The sequence below is a fragment of the Kiloniella spongiae genome, assembly GCF_001026905.1.
In the GTDB taxonomy this organism is placed as follows: domain Bacteria; phylum Pseudomonadota; class Alphaproteobacteria; order Kiloniellales; family Kiloniellaceae; genus Kiloniella; species Kiloniella spongiae.
Window position 1 is genome coordinate 201,827 of record NZ_LAQL01000002.1, and the last position, 25,469, is coordinate 227,295.

The following is a 25,469-nucleotide window of genomic DNA, read 5'->3' on the forward strand; positions in this document are numbered from 1 at the left end:
GTTTGAGATGGCGTAACCAAGACCGCTGGCCGTTTGTTCGGCTTTCGTGTATGGGATATTTCCAAAGCGTCCCAACCGCAGTTATCTTGTATATTTCGTACCAACCCAAACCCACAACATTGTTGAGAAGACAGCGTATGTATATGGTAGACCTGTCAGGTGAACTTGCCAAGGGCCAGCCAACATATATTTCATTTTTCCATCACAAATGTGAAAGATAATTACCCATGACCAAGAAGAGAATTATTGTCGGAATAAGTGGTGCAAGCGGTGTCACCTATGGCATTCGGCTCTTGGAGCTTTTAAAATCTACTGACATTGAAACTCATCTAATCATGAGCAATTCTGCTGAAATTACACTAACTTACGAAAGCAATCTCAAAGTAACAGATGTCAAAAACCTTGCGGATGTTTCCCATAACGTCAAAGACATTGCTGCTTGTCTTTCAAGTGGTTCCTACAGAACGCTTGGTATGGTCATAGCGCCCTGCTCTGTCAGGACCATGTCTGAAATATCAAGTGGTGTGACCTCGAGTCTCTTGACCCGTTCGGCGGATGTTATCTTAAAAGAACGCAGAAAACTTGTACTTATGGTTCGGGAAACACCACTTCATACCGGGCATCTTCGTACCATGGTCAACCTCTCCGAGCTTGGAGCTATCATCGCACCACCCGTGCCCGCTTTTTACGCCAAACCCGAAAGTCTAGGCGAGATGGTAGATTATAGTTTGGGTCGCATTCTTGATCTATTCAATATCGAACTTCCGGGTATGAACCGATGGGATGAAAATAGTAAAAAACGCCCAACGTCTTAAATTAAGAAGCTTCATTGTGACCAGACTTCACAGCAAAAAGCCTGTCTCATAAATCCAATTCTGTAGGGCGCGACCGAAAGAAATCGCGCAAAATTTACAGGATTGATTTTACTGAAAAAGCCATACAGCTTCCAAGGGTGGTAATTCAGGAAATCCGCCGCGAACAATTGCGGCCAGATCAGCGCAATCGACTGTGCCAATAGCATCAACTTCACAGAGCTCAAGATACAGAACCATATTTTTTGCAGCCATTTCCGATGACGGTAAAAGAGCTGGCCGAAGAGTCATATGAAGATGCATGAAGTTTTGTTGTAGTGCTTCGGCCCACAATTCGGAATCTTTGACCAAATTGCGCAAACCTTCGGTATGACGGAAACCGTTAATGGTTTCCGATTTCATCCAGGTCCTAATATCCCGTAAAGGCTGGATCACGTGATCTCGCCATTTTTCTATACCAGAAATCAATCTGGACATTTCTTTTGTGCTCAGCTGTTTACCGCAAAAGCCGGCCCAACAACAAAACAGCAGTAAATTCACATCCAGATCATACTTTTCTTGCAAAACCAAACAGGCAGGTGCAACCCCTTGTTGCCCATAGACATCAAGCGAAAAATTCCAAAAAGGGTTTATTGGCAACTGGTTTTGATCAAACATTTTCACACCAGCTTATAGCGTACTGTGAATAAAGAACAAACTATCGAATCGCTTCTATTTGCATTCTAAAACGTCATTTAGTGGCACAAAAAAGAACCACTTTGGCCGATCAATATTGATCTCTCCTCTGTGAATTCGGGAATTCCGAAATAAAACTTACACAAAAACTATGTTTATTTTTAAAGTCAGCGTATAAGTAACTCCTTCAGTTAATGTGAGTTTAAGAGATCCCGCACGTGGCAAATACAACAGGCAGCAGTAGAAAAGAGCTAATCGAAGAACTCGAAAGGCTCAAACAGGAACATCGAGACATGGATGATGTCATTGCCCGCCTGCAAGAACACGCGCCTTTTGACCAATTACAGCTCGTAAGACTGAAAAAGAAAAAGCTTAATATGAAAGACAGCATGAATAGAATTGAAAGCCAGCTGCTACCAGATATTATTGCCTAAGGCATTATAGCCGAAAATTACGGCTGAGACATTATTGCCAGAACATTTTTTAAAACATAACCGACTCAAATTTGCGCTAAGAAACATCTGTTTCTTCTGAAGCCTGTTGCTTGGCTTTTTTCTGCTCATACATTGCCATATCTGCCGCCTTAAGAGCAGAATCAGCATCCCCGCCCTGAAAGTTGTGGACGCCGTGGGAAACGTGAACATTCACGGAATTTCCCTCGTAATCAAAAGGAATTTTGGCAACTTCACCCGATAAAAATTGAGCCTTTTCAGCAGCTATATCCGGTGAGGCCTGGAGCAAAATCACACCGAATTCATCCCCACCCAATCGGCCAACAATATCTGATGAACGTACATTCCTAACCAGTGTTGATGCGACATGTTTAATTGCTTCATCACCCGCTTCATGTCCTAATCCGTCGTTAATTTCTTTCATGCCATTAACATCAATATAAATGACACTACCAGGGACTTCATAACGTTCGCTGTAGGCCATCATTCGATCAAGCTCGCGTACAAAGGCACGGCGATTTAAAACAGGAGTCAGAACATCCTGATCCGCAAGTTTCTCAAGGTAATCAACCCGCTTTTTTGCCTGATCCAATTCCTGCCGGACGTCTTGAACTTCTTTCATAAGCTTCTCAATCGCAGCACGAACTTTTGGCGTAAACTCGGCTTCGGGGATACCGCCAATTGAGGCAACATCTACAGGAGCTGTCGCATCGGACACTCCGTCAACTCTTTGTGCAGGCTTTACACTCGGTGCGGCTGAAACACGCCCGACACTGCTAACAGAGCCGGTTCCACCAGTTGGTCTTTGGACCTTCATTCCACAAGCAATCCCTTTGCTTTATTTCTCATTCCGGCTTCCTGCCAGAACATCTGTTATTTTAAGGCGATCTCACAAAACGAGAAGGCACAAAAATAAGTACTTTACGGACTTTATATAGAATCATTTTACATAAAGTTACTAAAAAACGGTAATTCACGGTCAAAACTTAGTGTTCTCTTTACTTGCCTTCTTTTCTCACACGTCTTAATAATGCGCTCCAATACACAGCTAAATCAGGATTAAGCAATGTCCGAGAAGTCTCCGCAAGTTGGTATAATCATGGGTAGCCAATCCGATTGGCCCACGATGAAACATGCGGCCGAAACCCTCGAAGCCTTGGGTATATCTTACGAAAAGCGTATTGTATCTGCTCATAGAACACCGCAACGCCTTGTCGAATATGCCACGACAGCACGGGATAGAGGCCTGAACATTATAATCGCAGGTGCTGGTGGTGCCGCGCATTTACCCGGAATGGCAGCCGCGATGACTCCATTGCCTGTATTTGGCGTACCAATTGAGAGTAAAAGCCTAAAAGGACAAGATAGTCTGCTCTCTATTGTTCAGATGCCCGGTGGCGTACCTGTTGGAACACTTGCAATTGGTAAAGCAGGCGCAATTAATGCCGCGCTCTTGTCCGGTTCTGTACTCGCGCTGCAAGATAAAAACATTGCAAAGGCTTTGGATAACTGGCGACAAAAACAAACTGATGCTGTTGCTGTCGAACCAATTGATACCCTTTAGTTAAGACGCCTATTATTAAGGCAACGTTTTACGGACATCCGTGGAGACAACGATTATGAGCAAATCGCTTTCAGCCCCACTCGCACCAGGTTCCATCATTGGTATTCTTGGCGGCGGACAACTCGGAAGAATGGCTGCGTCTGCAGCCGCAGAGTTGGGGTATCATTGCCACATCTATTGCCCCGACGCTGATAGTCCTGCCAGTGAAGTTTCCAAATACGCAACAACGGCTGCCTATGATGATGAAAAGGCTCTTGCTGCCTTTGCCGAACACGTTGATGTTGTTACTTATGAATTTGAAAATGTTCCAGCAAAAACAGCCGCGTTTCTAATTGATCGTATCCCTGTCAATCCCGGACCAAATGTTCTGCACATTTGCCAGAATCGCTTACGGGAAAAAGATTTTTGTAATTCCATAAATGTTCCAACGACACGCTATATGGAAGTCACAAGCCCTAAATCACTTGATCGTGTGGTCAGGGACATGGGACGCCCTTGCATTTTGAAAACCACTGAAATGGGATATGATGGCAAGGGGCAAATCTTCATTGCTGCAGACACGAATTTAACCGACGCATGGAATGCTGTTGCACCAAACCTGGATCAGGCTGAACTGGTTGTAGAAGCTCTTGTCGATTTCCGCATGGAAATTTCGGTTATTGTCGCCCGGAGTATTCAAGGTGACTGCCAAGCTTACATTCCTGTAGAAAATCGCCACAAAAATCATATCCTTGACCAAACGATCGTTCCTGCACGTATCTCGCAAAAAATTAGTGATCGCGCAGAAGCTTTGGCACGACACATGGCCGAAGAAATGGAACTTGTTGGCATGATGGCGGTGGAGATGTTTGTCACCACTGATGATGAAATCCTGATCAACGAAATGGCACCACGCCCCCACAACTCGGGCCATTGGTCCATGGATGCTTGTGTTACATCCCAGTTCGAGCAATTCATTCGCTCCGTTGCCGGGTTAAACCTGGGATCAGTTTTCCGCCATTCAGATGCTGTTATGACAAATCTATTGGGTGATGATGTTGAAAAGTGGGAAGAGATACTCTCTGACCCCGCAAGCAAGCTACACCTCTACGGCAAAGATGCAGCAAAACCCGGGCGAAAAATGGGACACTTTACCCGCATCATTCCCCGGAACTAATCAACATCATAACACGATGCGTGTTATCCTGAGCCGGAAAGGATTTGATGCCCAATATGGGGGCGGCCCAAGTCCCATTATGCCGAATGGAAAAATGTTTTCTCTTCCCATTCCTCATCCAATGGGCCCAAAGACCTATCAGGATATAGCATCCCCTATAGGAAATCTTGGAACGGTTATCGAGCAGCTAAAGCCCAAAGCTGCTTCCCCGCAAGATAGAGCGCATCTGGACCCGGATATTTACCCCGAAAGCCTTCCCCGCCACCACGATTGGAATTGTTGCTTTGGACAGTATGGAGCAGCTCAACAACACCTTGCCAATCAAGGTGTTACTGGTGGAGACCTCTTTCTGTTCTTTGGTTGGTTCAGGTATGTCGATGAGAACCTTCAGCCTTTACCAAAGCAGCCTGATTTGCATGTAATCTATGGTTGGTTACAGGTTCAAAAAACACTCAATATTGGCACAGAAATTGACGCCGCTGCGAAACAGTATCCCGCCTATGCCAACCACCCCCATCTGACACATTCCTTTGGTGCAAACAACACTCTCTATATTGCCAAAGACACATTACAAATCGGGCGACAAGAACTCGACATTCCCGGTGGAGGTATCTTTTCTCACATAAATCAAGACAGAGTATTAACTACAGCAGGTGCAACACGCTCTGTCTGGAATTTACCAAAATGGTTTGCTCATCCAACGCCCGCGCTATCTTATCATCTGAAGTCAGAAAAATGGACGGCCACATCCAAAGGGTGGAGATTGAAATCAGCGCCTAAAGGGCAGGAGTTTGTCATTAATACTCGTGCTCGTAATCGACAAGCCAATCACTGGCTCAAAAGATTATTTAGCGATCAAATTTTCTGATAAAGAACAAAGAGGTTCAAATTTGTTCTTAAGTGCTCTTTTTAGCAAAAGGAGAGCAGACATGAAACTTGTTCGCCAACGCACTTATCTTGCCGACTGTCTTTCCAAGGGTACCACCGATTTTGAGCACTTCAGCAATACGTCGGTCAAGAAAAGTCCAGGTTTTTTCGAAATCTTCAGAACTATCGTCCAACCAGAATAGAAGGGTGAAACTATAGACACCCGCAAGCAAGAACCGTTTGCTATAGAAATTATAATCGGTAGATTTATCGCCCGCAGCTAACCACATTGCATCGACAGTATCATAAACGTTATGCATACCTTCGGTTGCCTTAAGCGGCATTGTGAAAAAACTGACACCTTTGCGAATAGCTTCACGATCTGGCGTCATGAGTTCCAGCTTGGTTCGCACCGCCAAGGTGATCCGATCGCGCACCTTCATATCAACAAGGCCGTTATTTTCCAAAGTTTCCATAACTTGATGATCAAGCTGCTGATTATAAAATCGCAACACATCGGTTATGCCCCTTGGAAACAGAATAGAAACCTCTTGGGATGAAAGGTCACATTTGCCTCCTGCTTCAGCAAGAGCCGCCTCACACCACCCTTCAAAAGGAACAATGGATAACAGAGCTTTCAACAGTTGGGCTTTTTTTACTTCGCTCATATCACAATCCTTTAAAATTCCTGGCTCACGTCCAAATTCATTCTGCTTAATTTACTCTGGCGAATTGGTGCTAAGAGAACATCCCAAATAAACCAGAAACATATTCATCTATCCTGCATCAGTTTTTTGATACCCGACTTCCGATGAAAAAATAAGTGATTTAATGTCCGATATTCGTTCAGGATAGAGAACACCGTCTAGATGATCATATTCATGCTGAACAACACGTGCATGAAATCCCGTGGCTTCACGCTCAATAAGCTTACCATCAAGCCCCAAACCGCGATAGAGGATTGATCGGTGGCGAGGAATTTTTCCCATCAACCCGGGAATAGACAGACACCCTTCCCAGCCTTCATCAATTTCATTACCAATAAACTCAATTTCCGGGTTCACGAGAACCGTCAAAGGCACCCCAGCCTCTGCTTCCTGTGAAAGCCCCAATCTTTTGGCTTCCGCTTTGGCACGTTCTTCGGAAACAAAGAAGACAAAAATGCGTTTCGACTCGAAAACCTGCGGGGCCGCTATACCTGTGCCACCAACCTCTGTCATGGTCTCAACCATATTTTCAACCAACTCGCGAATTTCCGGTGCTGACGGATCTGAAACAGTCTCGGCAACTTGTCGTAAAACAGGATGCCCCATCTTTGATATCTTTAGTAAGGTCATGTTTATACTATGGAACTCGGGTTACACAGGGTCAAAATAAAACGCCGCATTTTGATAGAAACTATCACACTATTGCTCTAAAGCGCAGAAATAAGGGAAAAACGAATCTCCAAAGAATATCAGGTACGCCATATTCTTTCCTTCACATTCATAAAAGGCTGTGATAGGTACTGCCATGAACCTGTTGTGCCATTGGCTCAGCGGATGTTCTTTATGTGTTCAACTCGGGTAACCGAGAAAACTCTGTCAGACCAATCATGGACTGACGTTAGAAAGGAGCTGATCGCCCGTGCAAGTACACGTTCGTGATAATAATGTTGATCAGGCTCTTCGCGCGCTTAAGAAAAAGCTGCAACGCGAAGGTGTCTTCCGTGAAATGAAGTTGCGTCGTCACTTCGAAAAACCATGTGAGCGCAGAAAGCGCGAGGGTGCCGAAGCAGTTCGTCGCTATCGCAAACTTCTTCGTAAGCGTATGGAACGTGAAGGCTATTAAAGTCTGATCGACGTTCTGTGAACGTCGCTTAAGGCGAGATATCTTCCTCTAGGAAGAAGAATGGGCTGCCCTCTAACTCAGACGGCGGCCCGTTTTGCGTCTAAAACAAATTTAACTAGAATTTTCTATTGAGTGAGTATCCTCTTTAAGAACCTCGTTATTCAGATAAACGACGACCAGCTAGACAGCCCAGTTTTGGGCATCAGGATCCTGTCCGACTAAGGCAAGTCCGTAAGCAACGGATTCAAGTTGTTTCCCGCTTGCCAGCTTATCTCGGCCAAACAGCTTGGCAAAAAGAGCCTGCACAGCAGGAACATATGATGTACCACCCGTCATAAAAACCTTATCAATCTGGGACAGAGGAATCTTACTTTCCTGCAACAAGCCATCGACCTTTTTTTCGATAACAACCAGATCCTTGGCAATCCAACTTTCAAAATCTTCCCGCTTAATCGTTTTCTCAATTTTCTTATCACTAAAACGGACTGAAAAATCGGTTTCGTTAGAGTTGGTCAAGGCCATTTTTGCTTTGGAAATCGCGTCATAAATGTCCATACTCCAGTCATTATCGACCACATCAATAAAGGCTTCGATCATTTCCGGGTAAACTGCTACCGACTTTAGTTCACGGAGTTCGCGTAGCGTTGTCGGGCTTTTCAGCACTCCAAGTTCATGCCATTTGGAAAAACGATTATAAAAGCTATTGGGCATGTCCAGGACCTTACGATCTAAAGAATAATATCCACTGCCCTTTCCAAGAGACGGCGAAACCACATGGTCAATCAACCGACTGTCAAAAGTATCCCCCGCAATACCAACACCAGCATACCCCAACGGCGTAGATCTTAATGATGAACCGGATCTTTCAAACTTGATAAGAGAGAAATCGCTCGTCCCTCCGCCGAAATCAGCAACGAGAATAGTTGCTTCCTTCTCAATATTTTTTGCGTAGTAGTACGCTGCCCCTACAGGTTCATAGACATAATTTACATCAGAAAAACCAACGCTTTTATAAGCCGCATCATATCTCTCGCGTGCCAAGTCTTCATCCGGGGAATGTCCTGCATAGATAATCGGGCGTCCTGCTATGACCTTGGTCTTATCGTCAGGGATCTGGTCCCCAGCGTCAGAGACAAACTGCGTAAAGAAATCAGCCATGATATCTTGCAGCGTATAGCGCTTGGAAAAGATTTGCGTTTCCTGAAACAACTTACTGGCGATATGACTTTTAAAAGATTGTAAAAAACGGACCTCGCCACGTGCGGTAAGATACTGCTCCAGCGCCCAAGGACCACCGGCCACATCTACTCGGGAATTTTTAGCCGGGCTATGCTTTTCGTAACAAAGTAAACTACGATAGACATCATGCAGAATATCATCATGTTTGAATTTTACGGATTTTACCACTCCCTTTGGGTCAGCCAAAGCAATCACAGTATTCGTCGTACCGAAATCAATACCAATTGAGATATCACTCATGGCTTCATCCTCGTCTATATAGGTTGGAAAAAGGGACGCGATACATGATCCCTTTCAAGCCAAGTATCAAGCAATAATTTGTAAAAACACTACTATCTATTGCTTCTTTTGTGCGGAATTCGCTCCTCTCCCTTCAAACAAACAAACAAAAAGGGCACCCGAAGATGCCCCTTTCTAAAACGTCAGCAATAATAGGCTCTTAGAGCTGCTCCAAAGATTTCACAATCTTCTCGCACATTTGCTTTGCATCACCGAACAGCATCATGGTGTTGTCACGGAAGAAAAGCTCGTTCTGAACACCAGCATATCCAGCAGACATACCACGTTTCACAAAGAGAACGGTCTGAGCCTGATCAACTTCCAGAATAGGCATTCCATAAATTGGCGATTTTGGATCAGTCTTCGCCGCCGGATTTGTAATATCATTCGCCCCAATAACAAAAACAACGTCCGTTGATTTGAAATCACGATTGATCTCGTCCATCTCCAGCACTTCGTCATAGGGCACAGATGCCTCAGCTAAGAGCACGTTCATATGCCCGGGCATACGGCCCGCAACAGGGTGAATAGCATAACGCACGTTCACACCGTCAGCTTTCAGCAAATCAACCATTTCACGCAACGTATGTTGGGCCTGTGCAACAGCCATACCGTATCCCGGAACAATAACCACTGATCCTGCATTTTTCATCAAGAAGGCAGCATCATCACCAGAGCCGGATTTGACCATACGGTCATCATCACCACTGCTTCCGGCGGGGCCATCATCGTCCACGGCACCAAAACCACCAAGGATAACGCTGATGAAAGAGCGGTTCATAGCTTTACACATGATGTAACTGAGAATTGCTCCTGAAGACCCAACCAAAGCACCTGTAATAATCAACAGGTTGTTTTGCAGAGTAAAACCAATGCCACATGCGGCCCACCCTGAATAGGAGTTCAGCATGGACACCACAACAGGCATATCGGCACCGCCAATTGGTAAAATCAGCAGGAAACCAAGCAGCAACGTAACTGCGATTAATATCCAGAGATAAACAGGTTCCTGTGTTGTACAAAGCAGGACAATCAGAACAACAACCAAAGCCCCTAGAGCAGCATTAAGCATATGCTGCATTTTGAAAACCAGAGGTGCCCCTGAAACAAGCCCTTGTAGCTTGGCAAACGCGACCACTGACCCCGTAAAGGTAATAGCACCAACAGCTGTACCGATTGTCAGCTCGACCAGGCTTGAAATCTGAATATCGCCAACCCGCCCGATACCATAGGCTTCTGGCTTATAGAAGGTTGCCAAAGCAACACAAACAGCGGCCAGACCAACAAGGCTATGAAAGGCAGCTACAAGCTGAGGCAAAGCCGTCATTTGGATGCGAAGGGCGATAACGGTACCAATTGCACCGCCGACAAGCAGCCCCAGAAGAATGGTTCCAAAACTCACCACTCCAGGGGCCATCAGGGTTGTTCCGATTGCCAGAACCATCCCGACGATACCAAAAATATTTCCCTGACGACTTGTCGTTGGATGTGAAAGCCCGCGCAGTGCCATAATAAAGCAGACTGAAGCAGCCAGATATAACAGAGCAGAAAGATCTGATGACATAGTAAGCGCCCCCTATTGCTTTTTCTTGAACATTTGCAGCATACGCTGCGCAACGATAAAGCCACCAAAGATATTCACTGCGGCCAATACAATGGCAATGAAACCCATGATTTCGCTAAACCCAACATCAGCTGGACCCGCCGCGATCAATGCACCGACAATAATCACCGATGAAATCGCATTAGTTACCGCCATCAAAGGCGAATGCAGAGCAGGTGTCACATTCCAGACAACGTAATAACCAACGAACACAGCTAATACCAACACAGTAAGCCCCATGATAAACGGGGATCCAGCACTCTGCCCGGCCGTATCCACAGCAAGGCGGCTGGCCTCTGATGCAAGGGATGCAACCTCGTCAGATAAGGCCCGCGCTGAATTAGCAACATCAGTGGCCTTGTTTATAAATTCCTCACTAGACATCAGGCATTCCCCTCATCTTTAGGTTCGGTTTTCGTACCGGACTTGGTTGCCGCTTTTTTCGGTACAGCTTTCGTCGTTGTTTTCTTTGCTGGTGCCTTCTTGGCAGGTGTTCTTTTTGCGGTTGTGGATTTCGTCGATGAAGAAGTACTTTCAGCTAGTGCCTTTGTTTCTGATTTAGAAACCGGCTTCTTTTCAGCATGCGCCAAGGCAGGATGAACGATTGAACCTTCGTGAGTTACGCAGGTTCCTTTTATAATTTCATCATTCCAGTCGATTTTTAAATCCTTGGCTTCTTTATCGAACAGAAGCTCAAAGAAATTAAAGACGTTTTTGGCATAGAGCGAAGATGCATCCGTCGCTAGACGTCCGGGAACATTGTTATAGCCAACAATAAAAACACCGTCTTTCTCTACGACTTTTCCGGCAACAGACAGTTCACAGTTACCACCGGTTTCAACCGCAAGATCAACAATAACAGATCCCGGTTTCATTGATTTGACCATTTCTGCTGTGACCAGAACCGGCGCAGGGCGTCCCGGTATCAATGCCGTGGTAATAACCATATCAACCTTGGCAATGGTCTCCGCAATCAGGGTTGCCTGTTTTGCCTTATAGGCATCCGACATTTCTTTTGCATAACCGCCAGCAGTTTCAGCCTGTTTAAATTCATCATCTTCAACAGCAACAAACTTTGCCCCAAGCGATTCAACCTGCTCTTTCGAAGCCGGACGGACATCAGTCGCCGACACAACAGCCCCAAGACGCCGTGCCGTTGCAATAGCTTGCAATCCAGCAACACCAGCGCCCATGACAAAAACCTTGGCTGGAGCAACGGTTCCAGCAGCCGTCATCATCATTGGAAACGCCCGATTGAATACTCCGGCACCATCCAGAACAGATTTATATCCCGCTAGGTTTGACTGACTGGACAGAACGTCCATCGACTGTGCGCGAGTAATACGTGGCACAAAATCCATCGCAAAAGCTGTTAATTCTGCCTTTGCATAGGCGTCCAGTTCTTTCTCGGAACGATAGGGATCTGCAATAGAGATAACCACGGTGCCTTTGGATAAGACTTTTAGTTCGTCATCTTTGCTGCCCGCAATGGGTTTTTGAACCTTGAGAACAGCTTTCGCATCCTTGTAGGTCGCCGCCGCATCTTTCCCAATAGTTGCACCAGCATCTTTAAAAGCTGTATCCGTAAAACTGGCAGCTACACCTGCCCCTTTTTCAACAAAGACATCACACCCCAAAGCAACAAGTTTTTTCACTGTCTCTGGAGAAGCAGCGACCCGTGTTTCATTCGGGCGACGCTCCTTGGGAATAGCAATTTTCATATTATCTCCCCACAAGAATGGTCGTTGGATCAGAACGCCCAACAAATTATCACTGTTATTAAAGCGGGATTAAAATCAAAGCTGCAAGTGTGCACTGCACAAAAATGTTCTAAAACCGCCATAAAAAGAAGAAAACACCTGTGCCAATGGGGAAATAATACCTATGAAGAATTACATTTTATTGCTGTACTATATGCAAAAGATCGATTCGTCTGTATAGACAGGTGCTAAAAGCACTTTGATTGAAATTTTCTAGATAGCCGTCGGAATTGGAACATCAAACTTATTCAAAGCTGATGTTTGTCTTTCGAGTAAAGCGAGGTGATCAAAATCTGAAATCAGATCATGGAACAGTTGATGCCAGTTGATTTCTGCTTTCAAATGCATGAAAACGGATCCTAAGCCGACGGCAGCCCGGTCCATCAGAACGAATTCTCTCGGTGGCTTCACGCCGCCTAAACGACGTAGTTTCTGATGAACTTTGTTAGCAACTTCAGCACCATAGGCGCCTCCCTCATAATCATCAACAATGGTTCGCTTTCGATCCTGAAGCAAAGGACCATAAAGAAAATGCGCCCAGATATTCAGGGTATCCAACATCTCGCGGTTTTGAATTTTAAAGCCCCAGCTTTCATAGGCCTGCACGGCGAGGTCTTCGTCATCCCTTTCAAGCCCGAAATAGAGATCAATAACGCCTTTAACAAAAGAAGCATCAAAAACACGAATACAGCCAAAATCCAATAAATTGACATCACCATTTTCACGTATCGAGTAATTACCTAGATGTGGATCACCGTGAATAACGCCATATTTATAAAAGGGAACATACCAGGCTCGAAACATATTCATAGCGACCTGATTTCTGATTTCCAGATCACCTTCATGAGATTTGATGTAATCCAGAAGTGTCACACCATCGAGCCAGTTCATGGTAATCAAACGATTTGTCGTCAACTCAGGAACAGCCCTCGGCACACACACATGCTTTTCATCGCCAAGCATCTGTTCATAAAGCCCCATATTTCGAGCTTCACGTTCATAGTCTAACTCTTCGCGCAGACGGTCGGTCAATTCCTGTAAAATATTTGAAGGATCGATTGCCTTGTCATAACGCCGGTAGATACCAAACAGTAAAGCAAGTTGTTTTAAATCAGCCTCGACTGCTGAAATCATATCCGGATATTGCAATTTGCAGGCAAGCTCTTGCCCATTCAGATCAATCGCACGATGGACCTGCCCAAGTGACGCAGCTGCAGTTGCCACCTGCTCAAAAGATTGAAATTTTTTCTGCCATACCGTTCCAAGTTCGGTCTTCATCCGGCGCTTCACAAACAGCCACCCCATAGACGGTGCATTTGATTGGAGCTGTCGGAGTTCTTCGGCATACTCTTTTGGCAGTGCGTCTGGAATTGTTGCAAGAATCTGCGCAGCTTTCATCAAGGGGCCTTTAAGCCCTCCCAAAGCCTTTTTTAACTCAGCAGAGTGTTTGGTCGAATTAAGACCTGTTCCCAAAACACGGTTTCCGACAACCTGTGCAGCAAGTCCGCCGACAGAACTTCCAACTTTTGCATAACGCTTCAAACGTCCGGACAAACGTGACCCTGAATCGCTTATATCCTTAAGATCTTCGTCATCCTGCATCCTGCGGATCTCTCATACAATTTTTGCAACCGGCTTATCTGATAACTTCAAACCTTTATATGGTGGTTCAACACCAAAAGTACCAACTCAATCTTTCCTCAACAGATCACGATTAAAATTTGAGAAATTATCCCAATAAAATTGAAATTAAGCTCATATTTGAGAAAATATAACGCCTTTGTTCATATACTTTCCCCTAATAAAGACATCATCAGGATCAAAGTTTGTGTTATCCTGATATTTTAAAGAACAAAGATTTTTCGGAACACGTAATGAATAAAAAACTTTGGGTTAAGCAAGCTCTCAACAAAATAGAAGCGGACTATAACCGATCTTCCGACACGCACCTTATTAAGCTGGACTTACCAAGCTGTCTCGGTGTGGACTTATATTTTAAAGACGAAAGTACCCACCCGACGGGTAGTCTGAAACACCGCCTGGCAAGATCACTCTTTCTTTACGGCCTCTGTAATGGATGGATCGGACCAGATACAACCATTATTGAAGCTTCATCCGGAAGCACGGCAATATCAGAAGCGTACTTTTCAAGATTACTTAATCTTAGATTTATTGCTGTTGTCCCCAAAACCACAGCCCGCAGAAAGCTTGCGCAAATCGAATTTTATGGCGGTGAATGCCATCTGGTCGATGCCAAGGACATCTATACGGAATCGGAACGTCTGGCGCGAGAATTAAATGGTCACTACATGGATCAATTCACTTATGCAGAGCGTGCAACAGACTGGCGGGGCAACAACAATATTGCCCAATCTCTGTTCTCTCAAATGGCTCTGGAACCTCATTCCTGCCCGGAATGGATTGTTGCAAGCGCAGGTACCGGTGGTACATCAGCGACACTCGGTCGCTACATCAGATATGATAAATCCTGTACACACGAAACGAAGCTATGTGTGGTTGATCCAGAAAATTCAGTCTTCTATGACTTTTACAAAACAGGCGATGAAAACCTGACAAGCCCTAAAGGTTCAAGGATTGAAGGTATTGGGCGACCAAGGGTCGAGCTTTCTTTTGTCCCAAGCCTGGTTGATCGGATGATCCAAATTCCTGATGCAGCATCTATTGCCACAATCCATGTTTTGGAGAAATTACTGGGGCGAAAATGCGGCGCATCCACAGGGACCAATCTTTATGGCGCCTTTCTTCTCATGTCGGAAATGAAAGCCCGCAAAGAAAAGGGCAGTATCGTTACGCTAATCTGCGATTCTGGAGATAGGTACCTCGATACCTATTACAGCCAGGAATGGCTTGACCGTCACAACATTGATACTGCACCTTACATTAAACAACTGGAATCGTTTCTTGAGACAGGCTCACTGTCTTTAGCGGATTAGAACCGATATCCAAGGCCTACACCGACAATCCAGGGGTCGACATCAACGTCACCCTTGATTGCGCCACCATTAATTGACGCATCAGTATTTAACCAAAGACGCTTTACATCTAGGTTGAGAGACCACGCATCATTAAGCTCATAATCAACGCCGACCTGTGCTGCGGCACCAAAATTGTTATCATAGTCAACATCAAGACCGTTTGCGCCATCAGCGTTATAGAAAATAGTATAATTAACCCCTGCACCAATATAGGGCTTAAATTTACCAAAATTCGTGAAATGGTATTGAAGCGTTAGAGTCGGCGGCAGTAACATAACATCACCAAGATCAGCAGTTCCACCACCATTAATATTTTCAACCTTCGCGTTATGTTTTGTTGTTGCAAGAATCAATTCCACGGCAATATTTTTGGTAAAGAAATAACTGATGTCCAATTCAGGAACATAGGAATTGCTTAAATTAGGCTTGCCACCAATCGTCGTATTCCCACCGTCATCCGGGATAACACCAATACCACGTAGACGAATAAGGATGTCCCCCGCTTCACTGGCCTGAGCAGGAACATAAGACAATATTGAACCTGCACTCACGGCCAATATTGCTAGAGATCTTAAAATTTTACGCATGGCAAATAGCTCCATTTCCACAACATAGAGACACGGAATATCTCGTCATGGTTTCAAATACTTAACTTTATGAAGTACTATTATTCCTAGATTAAGATCAGAGCATTGAGACAGATCAAAAGATAATATTATTGTAAAAAAAAGACCTCCCTAAAAAGGAAGGCCTTATAGATAAATCTACTTGTGCAGTTCTTATTCCATATCTTCGAGCTGATCAATAAAGCCAGACACAACTTTGAGTCCCTGTTTCCAAAAATCCGGGTCGCTTGCATTCAGACCAAAAGGAGCAAGCAATTCTTTGTGGCGTTTTGAACCGCCGGCAGAAAGCATATCCAGATACTTTTCCGCAAATCCATCTTCACTTTGCTGATAAACAGCATAGAGAGAATTGACCAGACAATCACCAAACGCATAGGCATAAACATAGAACGGCGCGTGGATAAAGTGTGGTACATAAGACCAATAGGCAGCGTATTCATTTTCAAAACGAATGGCAGGCCCCAAGCTTGCTTTTTGTGTCTCCATCCAGATTTCACCGAGTTGCTCGGGCAAAAGTTCCCCCTTGCGACGTTCGTCATGAACCCGTGTCTCGAACTGATGCATGGCAACCTGTCGCACCACAGTGTTCAACATATCTTCGACCTTGGAAGCCAACATAATCCTGCGAGCCTTGGCATCCACCTTCTTTTTCAAGACAGACTGGAAGGTCAACATCTCACCAAAAACAGAGGCCGTTTCAGCAAGGGTTAGCGGCGTATCCGCCATGAGCGGGCCTTGAACACCGGCCAAAACCTGATGCACACCGTGCCCAAGCTCGTGGGCCAGCGTCATTACATCCCTTGTACGTCCTTGATAATTAACAAGTAAATAAGGGTGGGCACAAGGAACGGTCGGATGAGCAAAAGCACCAGGAGCCTTCCCCGGACGTACAGGTGCATCAATCCAAGGGTTATCAAAAAACTTTTGCCCCACTTCGGCGAGCCTCGGTGAAAATCCGGCGTAAGCCGTTAATACAGTCTCTGTCGCATCATCCCAGCTAATAACATCATCATCATCATCTGGCAGTGGTGCATTTCGATCCCAGTAAGGAAGCTGTTCTACTCCAAACCACCTTGCTTTTAGTTTGTAATAACGGTGCGCAAGGTCCTGATAAGAATCAGAAACAGAACTCACCAATGCATCGACAACTTCGTCTTCGACAACGTTCGCCAAGTTTCGAGAAGAAACTGGTCGAGCGAAACCACGCCACTGATCTTCGACTTCTTTATCTTTGGCCAGAGTATTGGTGATATGGGCGAAAAGTCGTTGATTTTCGCCAAGTACTTTACCCAAAGATTGAGCAGCTTCCTTACGTGCTTTCGGGTCGCGATCACTGAGTTTATTCAGGATCTGTGCAGAACTGAACTCTTCCCCCATATAAGGAAAACGAAGGCTCGCCATGGTTTCATCAAACAAGCGTACCCAGGCAGAGCGGCCGGAAACGCGCTTTTCATGGAGTATTTTTTCGACATCATCAGACAGCTGATAATCTTTCTGTGCGCGTAAATCTCTCAACCACGGCGCATATTTGGCAAGAGAGCTACCACCGATCTTCGATTGCAGTTCCTTATCATCCAGCTGATTCAATTCAAGAGTAAAGAATAAGAGGTGCGACGAAATCCCCGTGCTACGTTCTTGCATAGATTGGAAGAACTTTCCAACTTCAGGATCGCTCATGTTTCCTGCATAGACCAGATAGGCATAACTCATTACCTTGCCCATGATCTCTTGAGAATCCTCATATGATTCGATCGCAGCGCAAAGAGCATCTCCATTAAGATCAGCTAACTTGCCTGCATATTTGCCATTGAAAGCAATCGCTGACTTTTCGACAGCAACCAGATCAGCTTCCAACTCGGTAGAATCTGGTGCAGGATAAAGATCGGTCAAATCCCAGGCAGGTAAAGTACCAAGCTTTTCATCAATAATGTCTTTAGGGTGAGCAGCTTCGGTCATAAAAATTCCTCTCATTCCGCACACGCGGTCTTCAAATACAAGCGTTGTCTCTATAAGTTAGGATCTAGAAATTGAAAACAAGGCGTGAATCGCCAAATATTACAATGCATAATGATAAGAAATCACAAGAACAGGTAAAGGCCTAACAAGGAACATGGAACAAACTATTTCTCCCCCGCACTACAAGAACCTTGTCAGTCTCTTTTACACGCACGCAAAAGAGAAGAAAGAACAACCTTTTCTCTGGTTTAAGGAAAACAAGCAATACTGGCCCATTAGCTGGGAAGAAACATCTCGACGCATCACCGCAATGGCCCGTAGTCTTAAAAAGCTGGGTCTCGAAAAAGGTGATCGAGTTGTTCTTGTTGCCGAGAACAGGCCCGAATGGTTTATTGCTGATCTCGCCATTATGGCTGCCGGGGGAATATCTGTTCCCGCCTACACAACAAACACCCACGCCAACCACAAGCACGTACTGGATCATTCAGGCGCCATAGGAATTATTGTTTCCACTGCGGCACTTTGCAAAAAATCCCTGCCCGCAGCACAGGAAGCATCTGGCTGTCAGTGGGCTATTACGATGGATACGATCAACAAAGAAGATATAGACACCAGAGATATTGGTGGGGGTGACATTAATTTGCCCCTACATGATTGGGAACACTTAATCGCCGAAGGTGATAGCCTACCAGGAAACATCGAAACCGAGGCGCAAGAACTCACCAGAAAAGATATTGCCTGCCTCATTTATACCTCTGGAACCGGGGGACTTCCCAAAGGAGTGATGCTTAGCCACGGTGCAATTCTATGTAATTGCGAGGGTGCCTGGGATGTTCTTTATCATCTTGGGTTGGGGGATGACGTCTTCCTGTCCTTCCTTCCCCTTTCCCATGCCTACGAACATACGGCGGGACAATTTTTTCCTTTGTTATTAGGGGCACAGATCTATTACGGCGAAGGGGCAGAGCATCTATTACGCAATATGGCAGAAGCGCGCCCAACCATCATGACTGCCGTTCCCAGACTGTTTGAATCCATGCACAGCCGTATCACCCGTGGCCTTGAAAAGGAAAAACCTCTCAAACGTAATCTGTTTTACAAAGCCGAAGCTCTTGGGCGCAAAAAATACTACCAATCTGACAATCTGGGGCTGATCGAAAAACTCCAGGATCACCTTCTGGAAAAATTGGTCCGTAACAAGCTTCGTCAGCGTTTTGGCGGGCGACTAAAAGCCATGGTTTCCGGCGGCGCAGCCCTTAATGAAGACATCGGCCTTTTCTTTCACGCACTTGGCTTGCCAATTTTACAGGGTTATGGACAGACCGAGGCGGCTCCTGTTATCGCCGTTAACCGTCACGATAAGATAGACATGTCGACCGTAGGCCCTCAGCTTCGGGGGGTTGAAATCAAGATTGCTGACGACGGAGAGATTCTGGCGTCCGGTGAGCTTTTGATGTCCGGCTACTGGAATGACCAGAAATACACCGATGAAACCATCAAAGACGGCTGGCTTCATACCGGGGACATTGGTGAAATCGATCACCGCGGACGCTTGAAAATCACCGATCGGAAAAAGGATATTATTGTTCTATCGGGGGGAGATAATGTTTCCCCGGCGCGGGTCGAAGGCGAATTATCTCTACACCCCGCAATTCATCAGGCCATGGTGTATGGCAACAAACACCCTCATCTAACGGCTGTTATCGTGCCGGATGATGAATTTCTTGACCGTTGGGGCGAAGCCAACGGAGTTGCCGCTGTTCTTGCCTCGGTACACGACAATGCCTCTTTAAAAATCTCTATCGCAAAGGCTGTTGATCAAATCAACAAGCAGCTCTCTCCGTTAGAGAAAGTGCGAAAATTTGTGATCGCCAGGGAACCATTCACAATCGATAACGAAATGATGACACCAACCCTGAAGGTCAGGCGTCATAAAGTGTTAGAGGTATATAAAACCGAAATAGAAGCCCTCTATCCAAAAATCTCTAAATAAAATCCCCAACAAAAAACGGCCCCTAACACATAGGCAGGGGCCGTTTCATTTAGTGCTGTATGTCTAATCGATCAAGCTACCGCTAACACGGTCACCCCTTTGTGCGTAGGCAATCCCCAAATCTTCCTGACGAAGGGATTTAACCAAACCAATCATCATAAAAATCATGATAATTGAGAACGGCAATGCCGCCGCAATTGCCGCCGCCTGAAGCGCTTTCAAACCACCTGCCATTAATAGTGCAGCAGCAACAAAGCCTTCACCGAGTCCCCAGATAACACGGTGTACAGTTGGCGGGTTTTCATCGCCCATGGATAAAAGCGTATTAACCACCAAAGTCCCGGAATCAGATGACGTAATGAAATAGGTCGCAATCAAAATTGTCGCAACAATTGCTGCGATTGATCCCATAAAGCCTGCATTCATTTTTGCAATCGTCACATAAAGAGCAGAGGTAAGGTCAGCCTGAACGGCTTCGACAATACCACCATCACCAAATAGTTCGATATGCAACGCCGTTCCACCAAACGCAGTCAACCAAACAGCACCAAGCAATGTTGGCACCAAAAGAACACCGAGAATGAATTCCCGAATTGTTCTACCCCGTGAAATTCGGGCGATAAACATACCGACGAAAGGCGCCCATGACATCCACCAGCCCCAATAGAAAGCTGTCCACCAACCTTGCCATTGGCTAGCTTCGTCATTTGCATTGGTCCAGAGGCTCAAAGGAATAACCTGCCCCATGTAATCACCAATGTTCTGCAGGAATGAGCCAAGAAGATAGCGTGTTGGGCCAAAAGCAATAAAGAATGCCAGAATCGCAATGGACAACCACAGGTTCACTTCGGAAAGGATCTTAACCCCTTTGCCAACACCTGACACAACCGAGATTGTTGCCAAGCCAGAAATAATGGCAATCAAAACCATCATGGCTACCAAGGCTGGTTCAGTTTTAGTTACCCCGTCTGTGACAGTTTCTGTGATCCAAAAACCCCATCCTGTAATCTCGTACAAGCCGGTTGCCATTTGCTGAACACCAAGACCAAGGGACGTTGCGACACCAAAGACTGTACCATACACAGCCAATAGATCAGCAAGATGCCCAATCGGACCATAAATCCGGTCACCAATAAGCGGATAGAGCGATGAACGAATGGTCAAAGGCAAATCTTTGCGGTAAGCGAAATAAGCCAGTGCCAAGGCAACAATTACGTAGATTGCCCAAGGATGTAATCCCCAGTGAAACAGTGTGATGCGCATGGCGACTTGTGCCGCTTCTGCTGTTTGCGACGCATCTTCTGTTATAAAGGGGTTTGACTGGAAGTGGTAAATCGGTTCGGCAATGGACCAGAAGACCAGACCGATCCCCATACCAGCGCCGAACAGCATTGCAAACCAAGAAAAATAACTGAATTCCGGTCTGTCGCTGTCTTTACCTAAACGTAGATTACCGTATCGACTAAACAGCAACCAAATAACAAAAAACAAGAACGATGCAACAATTCCCAAGTAGTACCATTTCATGGTGCCAACCAGGAAATTATTAATTCCTGTAAAAAAGTCACCTACCCCTTCGGTGGCAACGAACGCCATAACCACCAAAGCGAAGACAAGAAACTTCGACCATATTGCCATGGTCGGATTCAAGCCTTTCAGAAAGCCTGATTTTGCTCTCATATTTAATCCTCCCTGAATGAACCCGAATTGGGCCGAGGATATAATGGGAATGCGGAAATCCTTTTCATGGTTATAAACGACCTTTTCTCGAAAGGTTCGGGAACAAAAATACCAATTAGCTCATGTGAACATGAACTCGCGTTTCCCCAAAAACTTTCTTTCCCCTCGAAAAAACTCAATAAAAACAACCGCAGCCGCAAATTAAAAGTTAGCACCGTCAAGTTTTACCCGACTGAGAAACAGTTTATTTATGACATTTCTATTAACGACTATTTTTATCTAATAATTGTAATTTTTCATTCCTTCTATACTCACTTTCATGTCACCTGCTTGACTTTTATCAAAAATATTTCTAATAATAAGTGATCACTCACTTACTATATAAATTAGTAAAATCACAAAGTTAGTTTATATCAACGAAACAATTCGGCACTATACAACAAAAGACGACAACGATGCGGAGTACCAAGAATGTCATCAGAAGATCAGATCAGGGAAGACAAAACTTTGGGAAACCAAGATCCTGAGAAACAAGCTGGTGGCGAAAACCTTTTGCATCTGCTGCAAAGCAAACGCTTTCTGCCTCTTTTTCTCACTCAGGCACTGGGCGCTTTAAACGATAACGTCTTTAAAAATGCCCTTGTTCTCTTGATTACTTACAAGATGCTCCACCTGTCCCCGGATGAAGCCAAGGCAATGGTCACTCAGGCTGCGGGCATCTTTATTCTTCCCTTCTTTCTCTTCTCTGCGATCGCAGGTCAAATTTCGGATAAATTTGAAAAATCACGGTTGATCCGACTGACAAAGTATCTCGAAATCATCATTATGGGGCTTGCCAGCTATGGCTTTCTGACGAACTCCCCCGTCTATCTGATGGTTGTATTGTTCCTGATGGGAACACAGTCAGCCTTCTTTGGTCCTCTTAAATACAGTATTCTTCCTGATCACATGCGCGATGAAGAGCTTATCGGGGCAAACGGGCTGGTCGAAGCAGGAACATTCTTGTCCATCCTTATCGGCACAATCATCGGCGGCATTGTCATTATGACAGAGGATGGCTTGATGACTGTCTCCCTCCTCATCATAGCGTTATCCCTTATCGGCCTTGCCACAAGTTACTTCATTCCCAGAGCCGAAGCGTCAGATCCTACGATAAAAATCAACCCTAACTTTCTGGCAGAAACCTATAATCTGGTTAAACACAGCGCGGGCAACCGCCCTGTGTTTCTCTCCATCATGGGTATTTCCTGGTTCTGGTTTTTTGGCGCAACGTTTCTTTCTCTATTCACGCCATTGGCAAAGCAAATCATTGGCGGAAACGAGTTGATCAGTGTTCTCTTCCTCACCATGTTTTCTGTCGGAATCGCTCTCGGCTCGCTGATATGTAACAAATTACTCAAGGGCGAAATTACAGCACGTTACGTTCCCTTTGGCGCTCTGGGTTTATCGCTTTTCAGCTTTGACCTGTATCTCGCATCTAACACAATAACACCCGCGTCATCCTCGTTAATTGGCCTAGTAGAATACTTCCTACGCCCCGAACTTATCCGTATTTTGGTCGATCTGCTGCTAATCTCCATCAGCGGTGGCCTTTACATCGTACCGCTTTATGCCATCCTTCAACATGAAAGTAGCGATAGCCATCGGGCAAGAAATATTGCCAGCAACAATATCGTCAATTCCCTGTTCATGGTTGTCTCTGCCATCGGGGCAACAGGCCTGTTCATACTTGGCTTTACCATCCCCGAAGTATTCCTGATCGTTGGGGTACTCAATCTGGGTGTTGCTCTCTATGTCTGCAAACTTCTGCCCGAAGTTCCGACAAAACTTTTCTTCAGACTCCTGCTAAAGATCTGCTTTCGCGTGGAAGTCAGAGGCGAAGAAAACCTTGACGAACTGGGGCCAAAAGCCGTTATCGTCATCAACCATGTTTCCTTCCTTGATGGCGTCCTCCTTGCAGCTTTTTTACCCGGTCGCCCCACTTTTGCAATAGACACCTATGTTGCCCAGCGTTGGTGGGTAAAACCTTTCCTCTCTGTCGTTGATTTCTACCCGATTGATCCGACCAACCCCATGGCAACCAAGACCATGATTAATGTGGTCAAGTCCGGCAAGCGCTGTGTGATCTTTCCCGAAGGCCGCATTACCGTCACCGGAGGCATGATGAAGATATTCGAAGGCCCCGGCATGATTGCAGATCACGCAAATGCGCCTTTGCTACCTGTTAATATTGAAGGGGCGCAATATACCCCCTTCTCACGTCTGAAGGGTAAAATACACCAGCGCTGGTTCCCCAAGGTTATTATCACTATTCATCCGCCCAAGAAGCTTCGCCTCAGTGAAGATATTCGTGGCAGAGAACGTCGTTCAGCCATCAGTGTCGGTCTCCACGATCTAATGAGTGAGACAGCTTTTAGCTCATGCCCGCCCGAGGGCGGCCTGTTCAAGAACCTGTTGGATGCCCGTGATATTCACAGTGGTGACGCCGTCGTCGTCGAAGACATTCAACGTGCGCCGCTTTCCTACGACAAACTGATAACATCCAGTTTTGTTCTCAGCGACAAGTTTGCCAGCTTTACAAAACCGCAAGAGATTGTTGGCCTCTTACTCCCCAACTCTTCGGCAGCAGCGGTGTCCTTCTTTGCCATACAGGCCATCGGACGCGTCGGTGCCATGCTCAACTTTACCATGGGCGAAAAGAACCTGTTGTCCTGTTGTAAAACAGCCGAGATCAAGACCATCATCACATCCCGCAAGTTTATTGAACTGGGACGCCTTGATGAACTCGCTGATGCGCTAGGCCGTAATCACAAGATTGTCTATCTTGAAGACCTCAAAGAAGAAATCTCTCTCGGTAACAAGCTATGCGGCTGGGTCAAAAACCACTTTGCCAGATCATTCCACAATAAAACTGCACCAGAGAGTAACGATGCAGCTGTCGTACTGTTCACATCAGGATCAGAAGGGGTGCCAAAGGGTGTCATGCTCAGTCATAACAACCTTCTGTCCAACAGAAACCAGCTTGCTGCCGTGGTCGATTTCAACTCGACAGATACCGTTTTCAATGCCCTGCCCATCTTCCACTCATTTGGCTTAACGGGCGGCCTTCTCCTGCCCATTCTTTCAGGCATTAAAACCTTCCTCTATCCGTCGCCCCTTCACTACCGTATCGTTCCCGCCCTTGTGTACGATACCAATGCAACTATTGTCTTTGGCACAGACACCTTCCTGACAGGCTACGCCCGTGTTGCCCACCCTTACGACTTCTATTCAGTCCGACATATCTTTGCCGGGGCAGAAAAGGTCAAGGACAGCACCCGAAAAACATGGTCAGAGAAATTCGGCCTTAGAATTCTGGAAGGCTACGGCGCGACAGAAACCTCGCCAGTCCTGTCCACCAATACCCCGCTTCAATACAAAGCGGGTACGGTCGGACGCTTCCTGCCCGGCATTGAAAGCAGGCTGGAACCTGTACCCGGAATCCCCACAGGCGGACGCCTCTTTGTCAAAGGCCCCAATGTCATGAAGGGATACCTACGCGCCGAGGCCCCCGGACAGCTTCAACCACCCGAAGACGGCTGGTACGATACCGGGGACATTGTTGTTATGGACATTGATGGTTTTATCTCTATTCAGGGCCGCGCCAAACGCTTTGCCAAGATTGCAGGTGAAATGGTTTCCCTGACCGCCGCAGAAGATCTCGCCAGTAAAATCTGGCCCGGATTTATGCACGCCGTCATCGCACGCCCGGACGTCAAAAAAGGCGAGCAACTCATCCTCGCCACAGAATGCCCCGAAGCCACCCGTGCAACTTTGTTAAAAGAAGCTCAGGAGCAAGGCATCAGCGAACTGATGATCCCCCGCGAAATCGAAATTATGGATAAAATCCCTGTCCTCGGCACAGGGAAAACCGATTACCAGACACTCCAGAAGGAGCTAGTGCCTGAGGAGGCTTGAGCTAGAAGTTGCAACACTGGAGAG

At 45.9% G+C, this 25,469-nt stretch carries 21 protein-coding genes; 9 read left to right on the forward strand and 12 right to left on the reverse strand.

Annotation, left to right across the window (positions count from 1 at the left end; genetic code table 11):
* The first annotated feature begins 227 nt into the window (after nucleotides 1-227).
* A complete protein-coding gene (locus tag WH96_RS00930) occupies nucleotides 228-815 on the forward strand; it encodes a UbiX family flavin prenyltransferase (protein ID WP_047762261.1) in 588 nt (195 codons plus the stop codon).
* 108 nt (nucleotides 816-923) lie between these two features.
* Here WH96_RS00930 and WH96_RS00935 read toward each other — a convergent pair whose 3' ends face one another.
* Nucleotides 924-1,469, reverse strand: a complete 546-nt coding sequence (locus WH96_RS00935; protein WP_053005521.1) for a TIGR02444 family protein — start codon at nucleotides 1,467-1,469, stop codon at nucleotides 924-926.
* Nucleotides 1,470-1,705: 236 nt separating this feature from the next.
* Here WH96_RS00935 and WH96_RS00940 point away from each other — a divergent pair, with 236 nt between their 5' ends.
* Complete coding sequence (locus tag WH96_RS00940; RefSeq protein ID WP_047762262.1) at nucleotides 1,706-1,921, forward strand: YdcH family protein; 216 nt, start codon at nucleotides 1,706-1,708, stop codon at nucleotides 1,919-1,921.
* A gap of 76 nt (nucleotides 1,922-1,997) precedes the next feature.
* Here the strand turns inward: WH96_RS00940 and WH96_RS00945 are convergent, their stop codons facing one another.
* Nucleotides 1,998-2,756, reverse strand: coding sequence for a GGDEF domain-containing protein (locus WH96_RS00945; RefSeq protein ID WP_047762263.1), 759 nt, complete (start codon nucleotides 2,754-2,756; stop codon nucleotides 1,998-2,000).
* Between the two features lie 249 nt (nucleotides 2,757-3,005).
* Between WH96_RS00945 and purE the strand changes: the two genes are divergently transcribed.
* Genes purE through WH96_RS00960 form a run of 3 tightly spaced genes read left to right on the forward strand, consistent with a single transcriptional unit; the run spans nucleotide 3,006 to nucleotide 5,527 of the window.
* Nucleotides 3,006-3,503: a 5-(carboxyamino)imidazole ribonucleotide mutase gene (purE, locus tag WH96_RS00950; RefSeq protein WP_047762264.1), complete on the forward strand. Its 498-nt coding sequence runs from the start codon at nucleotides 3,006-3,008 to the stop codon at nucleotides 3,501-3,503.
* 55 nt (nucleotides 3,504-3,558) lie between these two features.
* The gene (locus tag WH96_RS00955) at nucleotides 3,559-4,659 is read left to right on the forward strand and encodes a 5-(carboxyamino)imidazole ribonucleotide synthase (RefSeq protein ID WP_047762265.1); all 1,101 of its coding nucleotides are present in this window, start codon (nucleotides 3,559-3,561) and stop codon (nucleotides 4,657-4,659) included.
* 16 nt (nucleotides 4,660-4,675) lie between these two features.
* The gene (locus tag WH96_RS00960; protein WP_047762266.1) at nucleotides 4,676-5,527 is read left to right on the forward strand and encodes an Nmad3 family putative nucleotide modification protein; all 852 of its coding nucleotides are present in this window, start codon (nucleotides 4,676-4,678) and stop codon (nucleotides 5,525-5,527) included.
* Between the two features lie 28 nt (nucleotides 5,528-5,555).
* Here the strand turns inward: WH96_RS00960 and WH96_RS00965 are convergent, their stop codons facing one another.
* Together WH96_RS00965 and def are read right to left on the reverse strand one after the other, a co-directional pair.
* Nucleotides 5,556-6,194: a COQ9 family protein gene (locus WH96_RS00965; RefSeq protein ID WP_047762267.1), complete on the reverse strand. Its 639-nt coding sequence runs from the start codon at nucleotides 6,192-6,194 to the stop codon at nucleotides 5,556-5,558.
* A gap of 108 nt (nucleotides 6,195-6,302) precedes the next feature.
* Nucleotides 6,303-6,863 (reverse strand): peptide deformylase, encoded by a 561-nt coding sequence (def, locus tag WH96_RS00970; RefSeq protein WP_047762268.1) that lies wholly within the window; start codon nucleotides 6,861-6,863, stop codon nucleotides 6,303-6,305.
* 289 nt (nucleotides 6,864-7,152) lie between these two features.
* On the opposite strand from def, the gene rpsU reads away from it, so the two are divergent.
* Nucleotides 7,153-7,356 (forward strand): 30S ribosomal protein S21, encoded by a 204-nt coding sequence (gene rpsU / locus WH96_RS00975; protein WP_046508209.1) that lies wholly within the window; start codon nucleotides 7,153-7,155, stop codon nucleotides 7,354-7,356.
* A 180-nt stretch (nucleotides 7,357-7,536) separates the two neighbouring features.
* Here rpsU and WH96_RS00980 read toward each other — a convergent pair whose 3' ends face one another.
* The 5 genes from WH96_RS00980 to WH96_RS01000 all read right to left on the reverse strand — a co-directional run bounded on the left by WH96_RS00980 (nucleotide 7,537) and on the right by WH96_RS01000 (nucleotide 13,839).
* Nucleotides 7,537-8,835 (reverse strand): Hsp70 family protein, encoded by a 1,299-nt coding sequence (locus tag WH96_RS00980; RefSeq protein ID WP_047762269.1) that lies wholly within the window; start codon nucleotides 8,833-8,835, stop codon nucleotides 7,537-7,539.
* Nucleotides 8,836-9,034: 199 nt separating this feature from the next.
* Nucleotides 9,035-10,438, reverse strand: a complete 1,404-nt coding sequence (locus WH96_RS00985) for an NAD(P)(+) transhydrogenase (Re/Si-specific) subunit beta (RefSeq protein WP_047762270.1) — start codon at nucleotides 10,436-10,438, stop codon at nucleotides 9,035-9,037.
* 12 nt (nucleotides 10,439-10,450) lie between these two features.
* Complete coding sequence (locus WH96_RS00990) at nucleotides 10,451-10,861, reverse strand: NAD(P) transhydrogenase subunit alpha (protein WP_047762271.1); 411 nt, start codon at nucleotides 10,859-10,861, stop codon at nucleotides 10,451-10,453.
* A complete protein-coding gene (locus WH96_RS00995) occupies nucleotides 10,861-12,198 on the reverse strand; it encodes a Re/Si-specific NAD(P)(+) transhydrogenase subunit alpha (RefSeq protein ID WP_047762272.1) in 1,338 nt (445 codons plus the stop codon). Before WH96_RS00995 ends, WH96_RS00990 begins: the two co-directional genes overlap by 1 nt.
* A 252-nt stretch (nucleotides 12,199-12,450) precedes the next feature.
* A complete protein-coding gene (locus WH96_RS01000; protein WP_047762273.1) occupies nucleotides 12,451-13,839 on the reverse strand; it encodes an ABC1 kinase family protein in 1,389 nt (462 codons plus the stop codon).
* Nucleotides 13,840-14,111: 272 nt separating this feature from the next.
* On the opposite strand from WH96_RS01000, the gene WH96_RS01005 reads away from it, so the two are divergent.
* Nucleotides 14,112-15,191, forward strand: coding sequence for a PLP-dependent cysteine synthase family protein (locus WH96_RS01005; protein WP_047762760.1), 1,080 nt, complete (start codon nucleotides 14,112-14,114; stop codon nucleotides 15,189-15,191).
* Here WH96_RS01005 and WH96_RS01010 read toward each other — a convergent pair.
* Together WH96_RS01010 and WH96_RS01015 are read right to left on the reverse strand one after the other, a co-directional pair.
* The gene (locus WH96_RS01010; RefSeq protein ID WP_047762274.1) at nucleotides 15,188-15,820 is read right to left on the reverse strand and encodes an OmpW/AlkL family protein; all 633 of its coding nucleotides are present in this window, start codon (nucleotides 15,818-15,820) and stop codon (nucleotides 15,188-15,190) included. The genes WH96_RS01005 and WH96_RS01010 overlap by 4 nt on opposite strands.
* 192 nt (nucleotides 15,821-16,012) lie before the next feature.
* Nucleotides 16,013-17,815 carry a M3 family oligoendopeptidase gene (locus WH96_RS01015; protein ID WP_047762275.1) on the reverse strand — a complete coding sequence of 601 codons (1,803 nt, stop codon included), beginning with the start codon at nucleotides 17,813-17,815 and terminating at the stop codon, nucleotides 16,013-16,015.
* 154 nt (nucleotides 17,816-17,969) lie between these two features.
* Here WH96_RS01015 and WH96_RS01020 point away from each other — a divergent pair, with 154 nt between their 5' ends.
* Entirely contained in the window at nucleotides 17,970-19,808 is a 1,839-nt protein-coding gene (locus tag WH96_RS01020; protein ID WP_047762276.1) for an AMP-dependent synthetase/ligase, read from the forward strand.
* 63 nt (nucleotides 19,809-19,871) lie between these two features.
* On the opposite strand, the gene WH96_RS01025 is transcribed toward WH96_RS01020, so the two are convergent.
* Nucleotides 19,872-21,488: a BCCT family transporter gene (locus WH96_RS01025; RefSeq protein WP_047762277.1), complete on the reverse strand. Its 1,617-nt coding sequence runs from the start codon at nucleotides 21,486-21,488 to the stop codon at nucleotides 19,872-19,874.
* A gap of 471 nt (nucleotides 21,489-21,959) precedes the next feature.
* Between WH96_RS01025 and WH96_RS01035 the strand changes: the two genes are divergently transcribed.
* Nucleotides 21,960-25,445 (forward strand): acyl-[ACP]--phospholipid O-acyltransferase, encoded by a 3,486-nt coding sequence (locus WH96_RS01035; RefSeq protein WP_204248088.1) that lies wholly within the window; start codon nucleotides 21,960-21,962, stop codon nucleotides 25,443-25,445.
* The last annotated feature ends 24 nt before the right edge of the window (nucleotides 25,446-25,469 follow it).

Coding starts and splice junctions, on each gene's coding strand:
- WH96_RS00930 (WP_047762261.1), top strand. CDS start 228: ATGACCAAGAAGAGAATTATTGTCGGAATAAGTGGTGCAAGCGGTGTC.
- WH96_RS00935 (WP_053005521.1), bottom strand. CDS start 1,469: ATGTTTGATCAAAACCAGTTGCCAATAAACCCTTTTTGGAATTTTTCG.
- WH96_RS00945 (WP_047762263.1), bottom strand. CDS start 2,756: ATGAAGGTCCAAAGACCAACTGGTGGAACCGGCTCTGTTAGCAGTGTC.
- purE (WP_047762264.1), top strand. CDS start 3,006: ATGTCCGAGAAGTCTCCGCAAGTTGGTATAATCATGGGTAGCCAATCC.
- WH96_RS00955 (WP_047762265.1), top strand. CDS start 3,559: ATGAGCAAATCGCTTTCAGCCCCACTCGCACCAGGTTCCATCATTGGT.
- WH96_RS00960 (WP_047762266.1), top strand. CDS start 4,676: ATGCGTGTTATCCTGAGCCGGAAAGGATTTGATGCCCAATATGGGGGC.
- WH96_RS00965 (WP_047762267.1), bottom strand. CDS start 6,194: ATGAGCGAAGTAAAAAAAGCCCAACTGTTGAAAGCTCTGTTATCCATT.
- def (WP_047762268.1), bottom strand. CDS start 6,863: ATGACCTTACTAAAGATATCAAAGATGGGGCATCCTGTTTTACGACAA.
- WH96_RS00980 (WP_047762269.1), bottom strand. CDS start 8,835: ATGAGTGATATCTCAATTGGTATTGATTTCGGTACGACGAATACTGTG.
- WH96_RS00985 (WP_047762270.1), bottom strand. CDS start 10,438: ATGTCATCAGATCTTTCTGCTCTGTTATATCTGGCTGCTTCAGTCTGC.
- WH96_RS00990 (WP_047762271.1), bottom strand. CDS start 10,861: ATGTCTAGTGAGGAATTTATAAACAAGGCCACTGATGTTGCTAATTCA.
- WH96_RS00995 (WP_047762272.1), bottom strand. CDS start 12,198: ATGAAAATTGCTATTCCCAAGGAGCGTCGCCCGAATGAAACACGGGTC.
- WH96_RS01000 (WP_047762273.1), bottom strand. CDS start 13,839: ATGCAGGATGACGAAGATCTTAAGGATATAAGCGATTCAGGGTCACGT.
- WH96_RS01005 (WP_047762760.1), top strand. CDS start 14,112: ATGAATAAAAAACTTTGGGTTAAGCAAGCTCTCAACAAAATAGAAGCG.
- WH96_RS01010 (WP_047762274.1), bottom strand. CDS start 15,820: ATGCGTAAAATTTTAAGATCTCTAGCAATATTGGCCGTGAGTGCAGGT.
- WH96_RS01015 (WP_047762275.1), bottom strand. CDS start 17,815: ATGACCGAAGCTGCTCACCCTAAAGACATTATTGATGAAAAGCTTGGT.
- WH96_RS01020 (WP_047762276.1), top strand. CDS start 17,970: ATGGAACAAACTATTTCTCCCCCGCACTACAAGAACCTTGTCAGTCTC.
- WH96_RS01025 (WP_047762277.1), bottom strand. CDS start 21,488: ATGAGAGCAAAATCAGGCTTTCTGAAAGGCTTGAATCCGACCATGGCA.
- WH96_RS01035 (WP_204248088.1), top strand. CDS start 21,960: ATGTCATCAGAAGATCAGATCAGGGAAGACAAAACTTTGGGAAACCAA.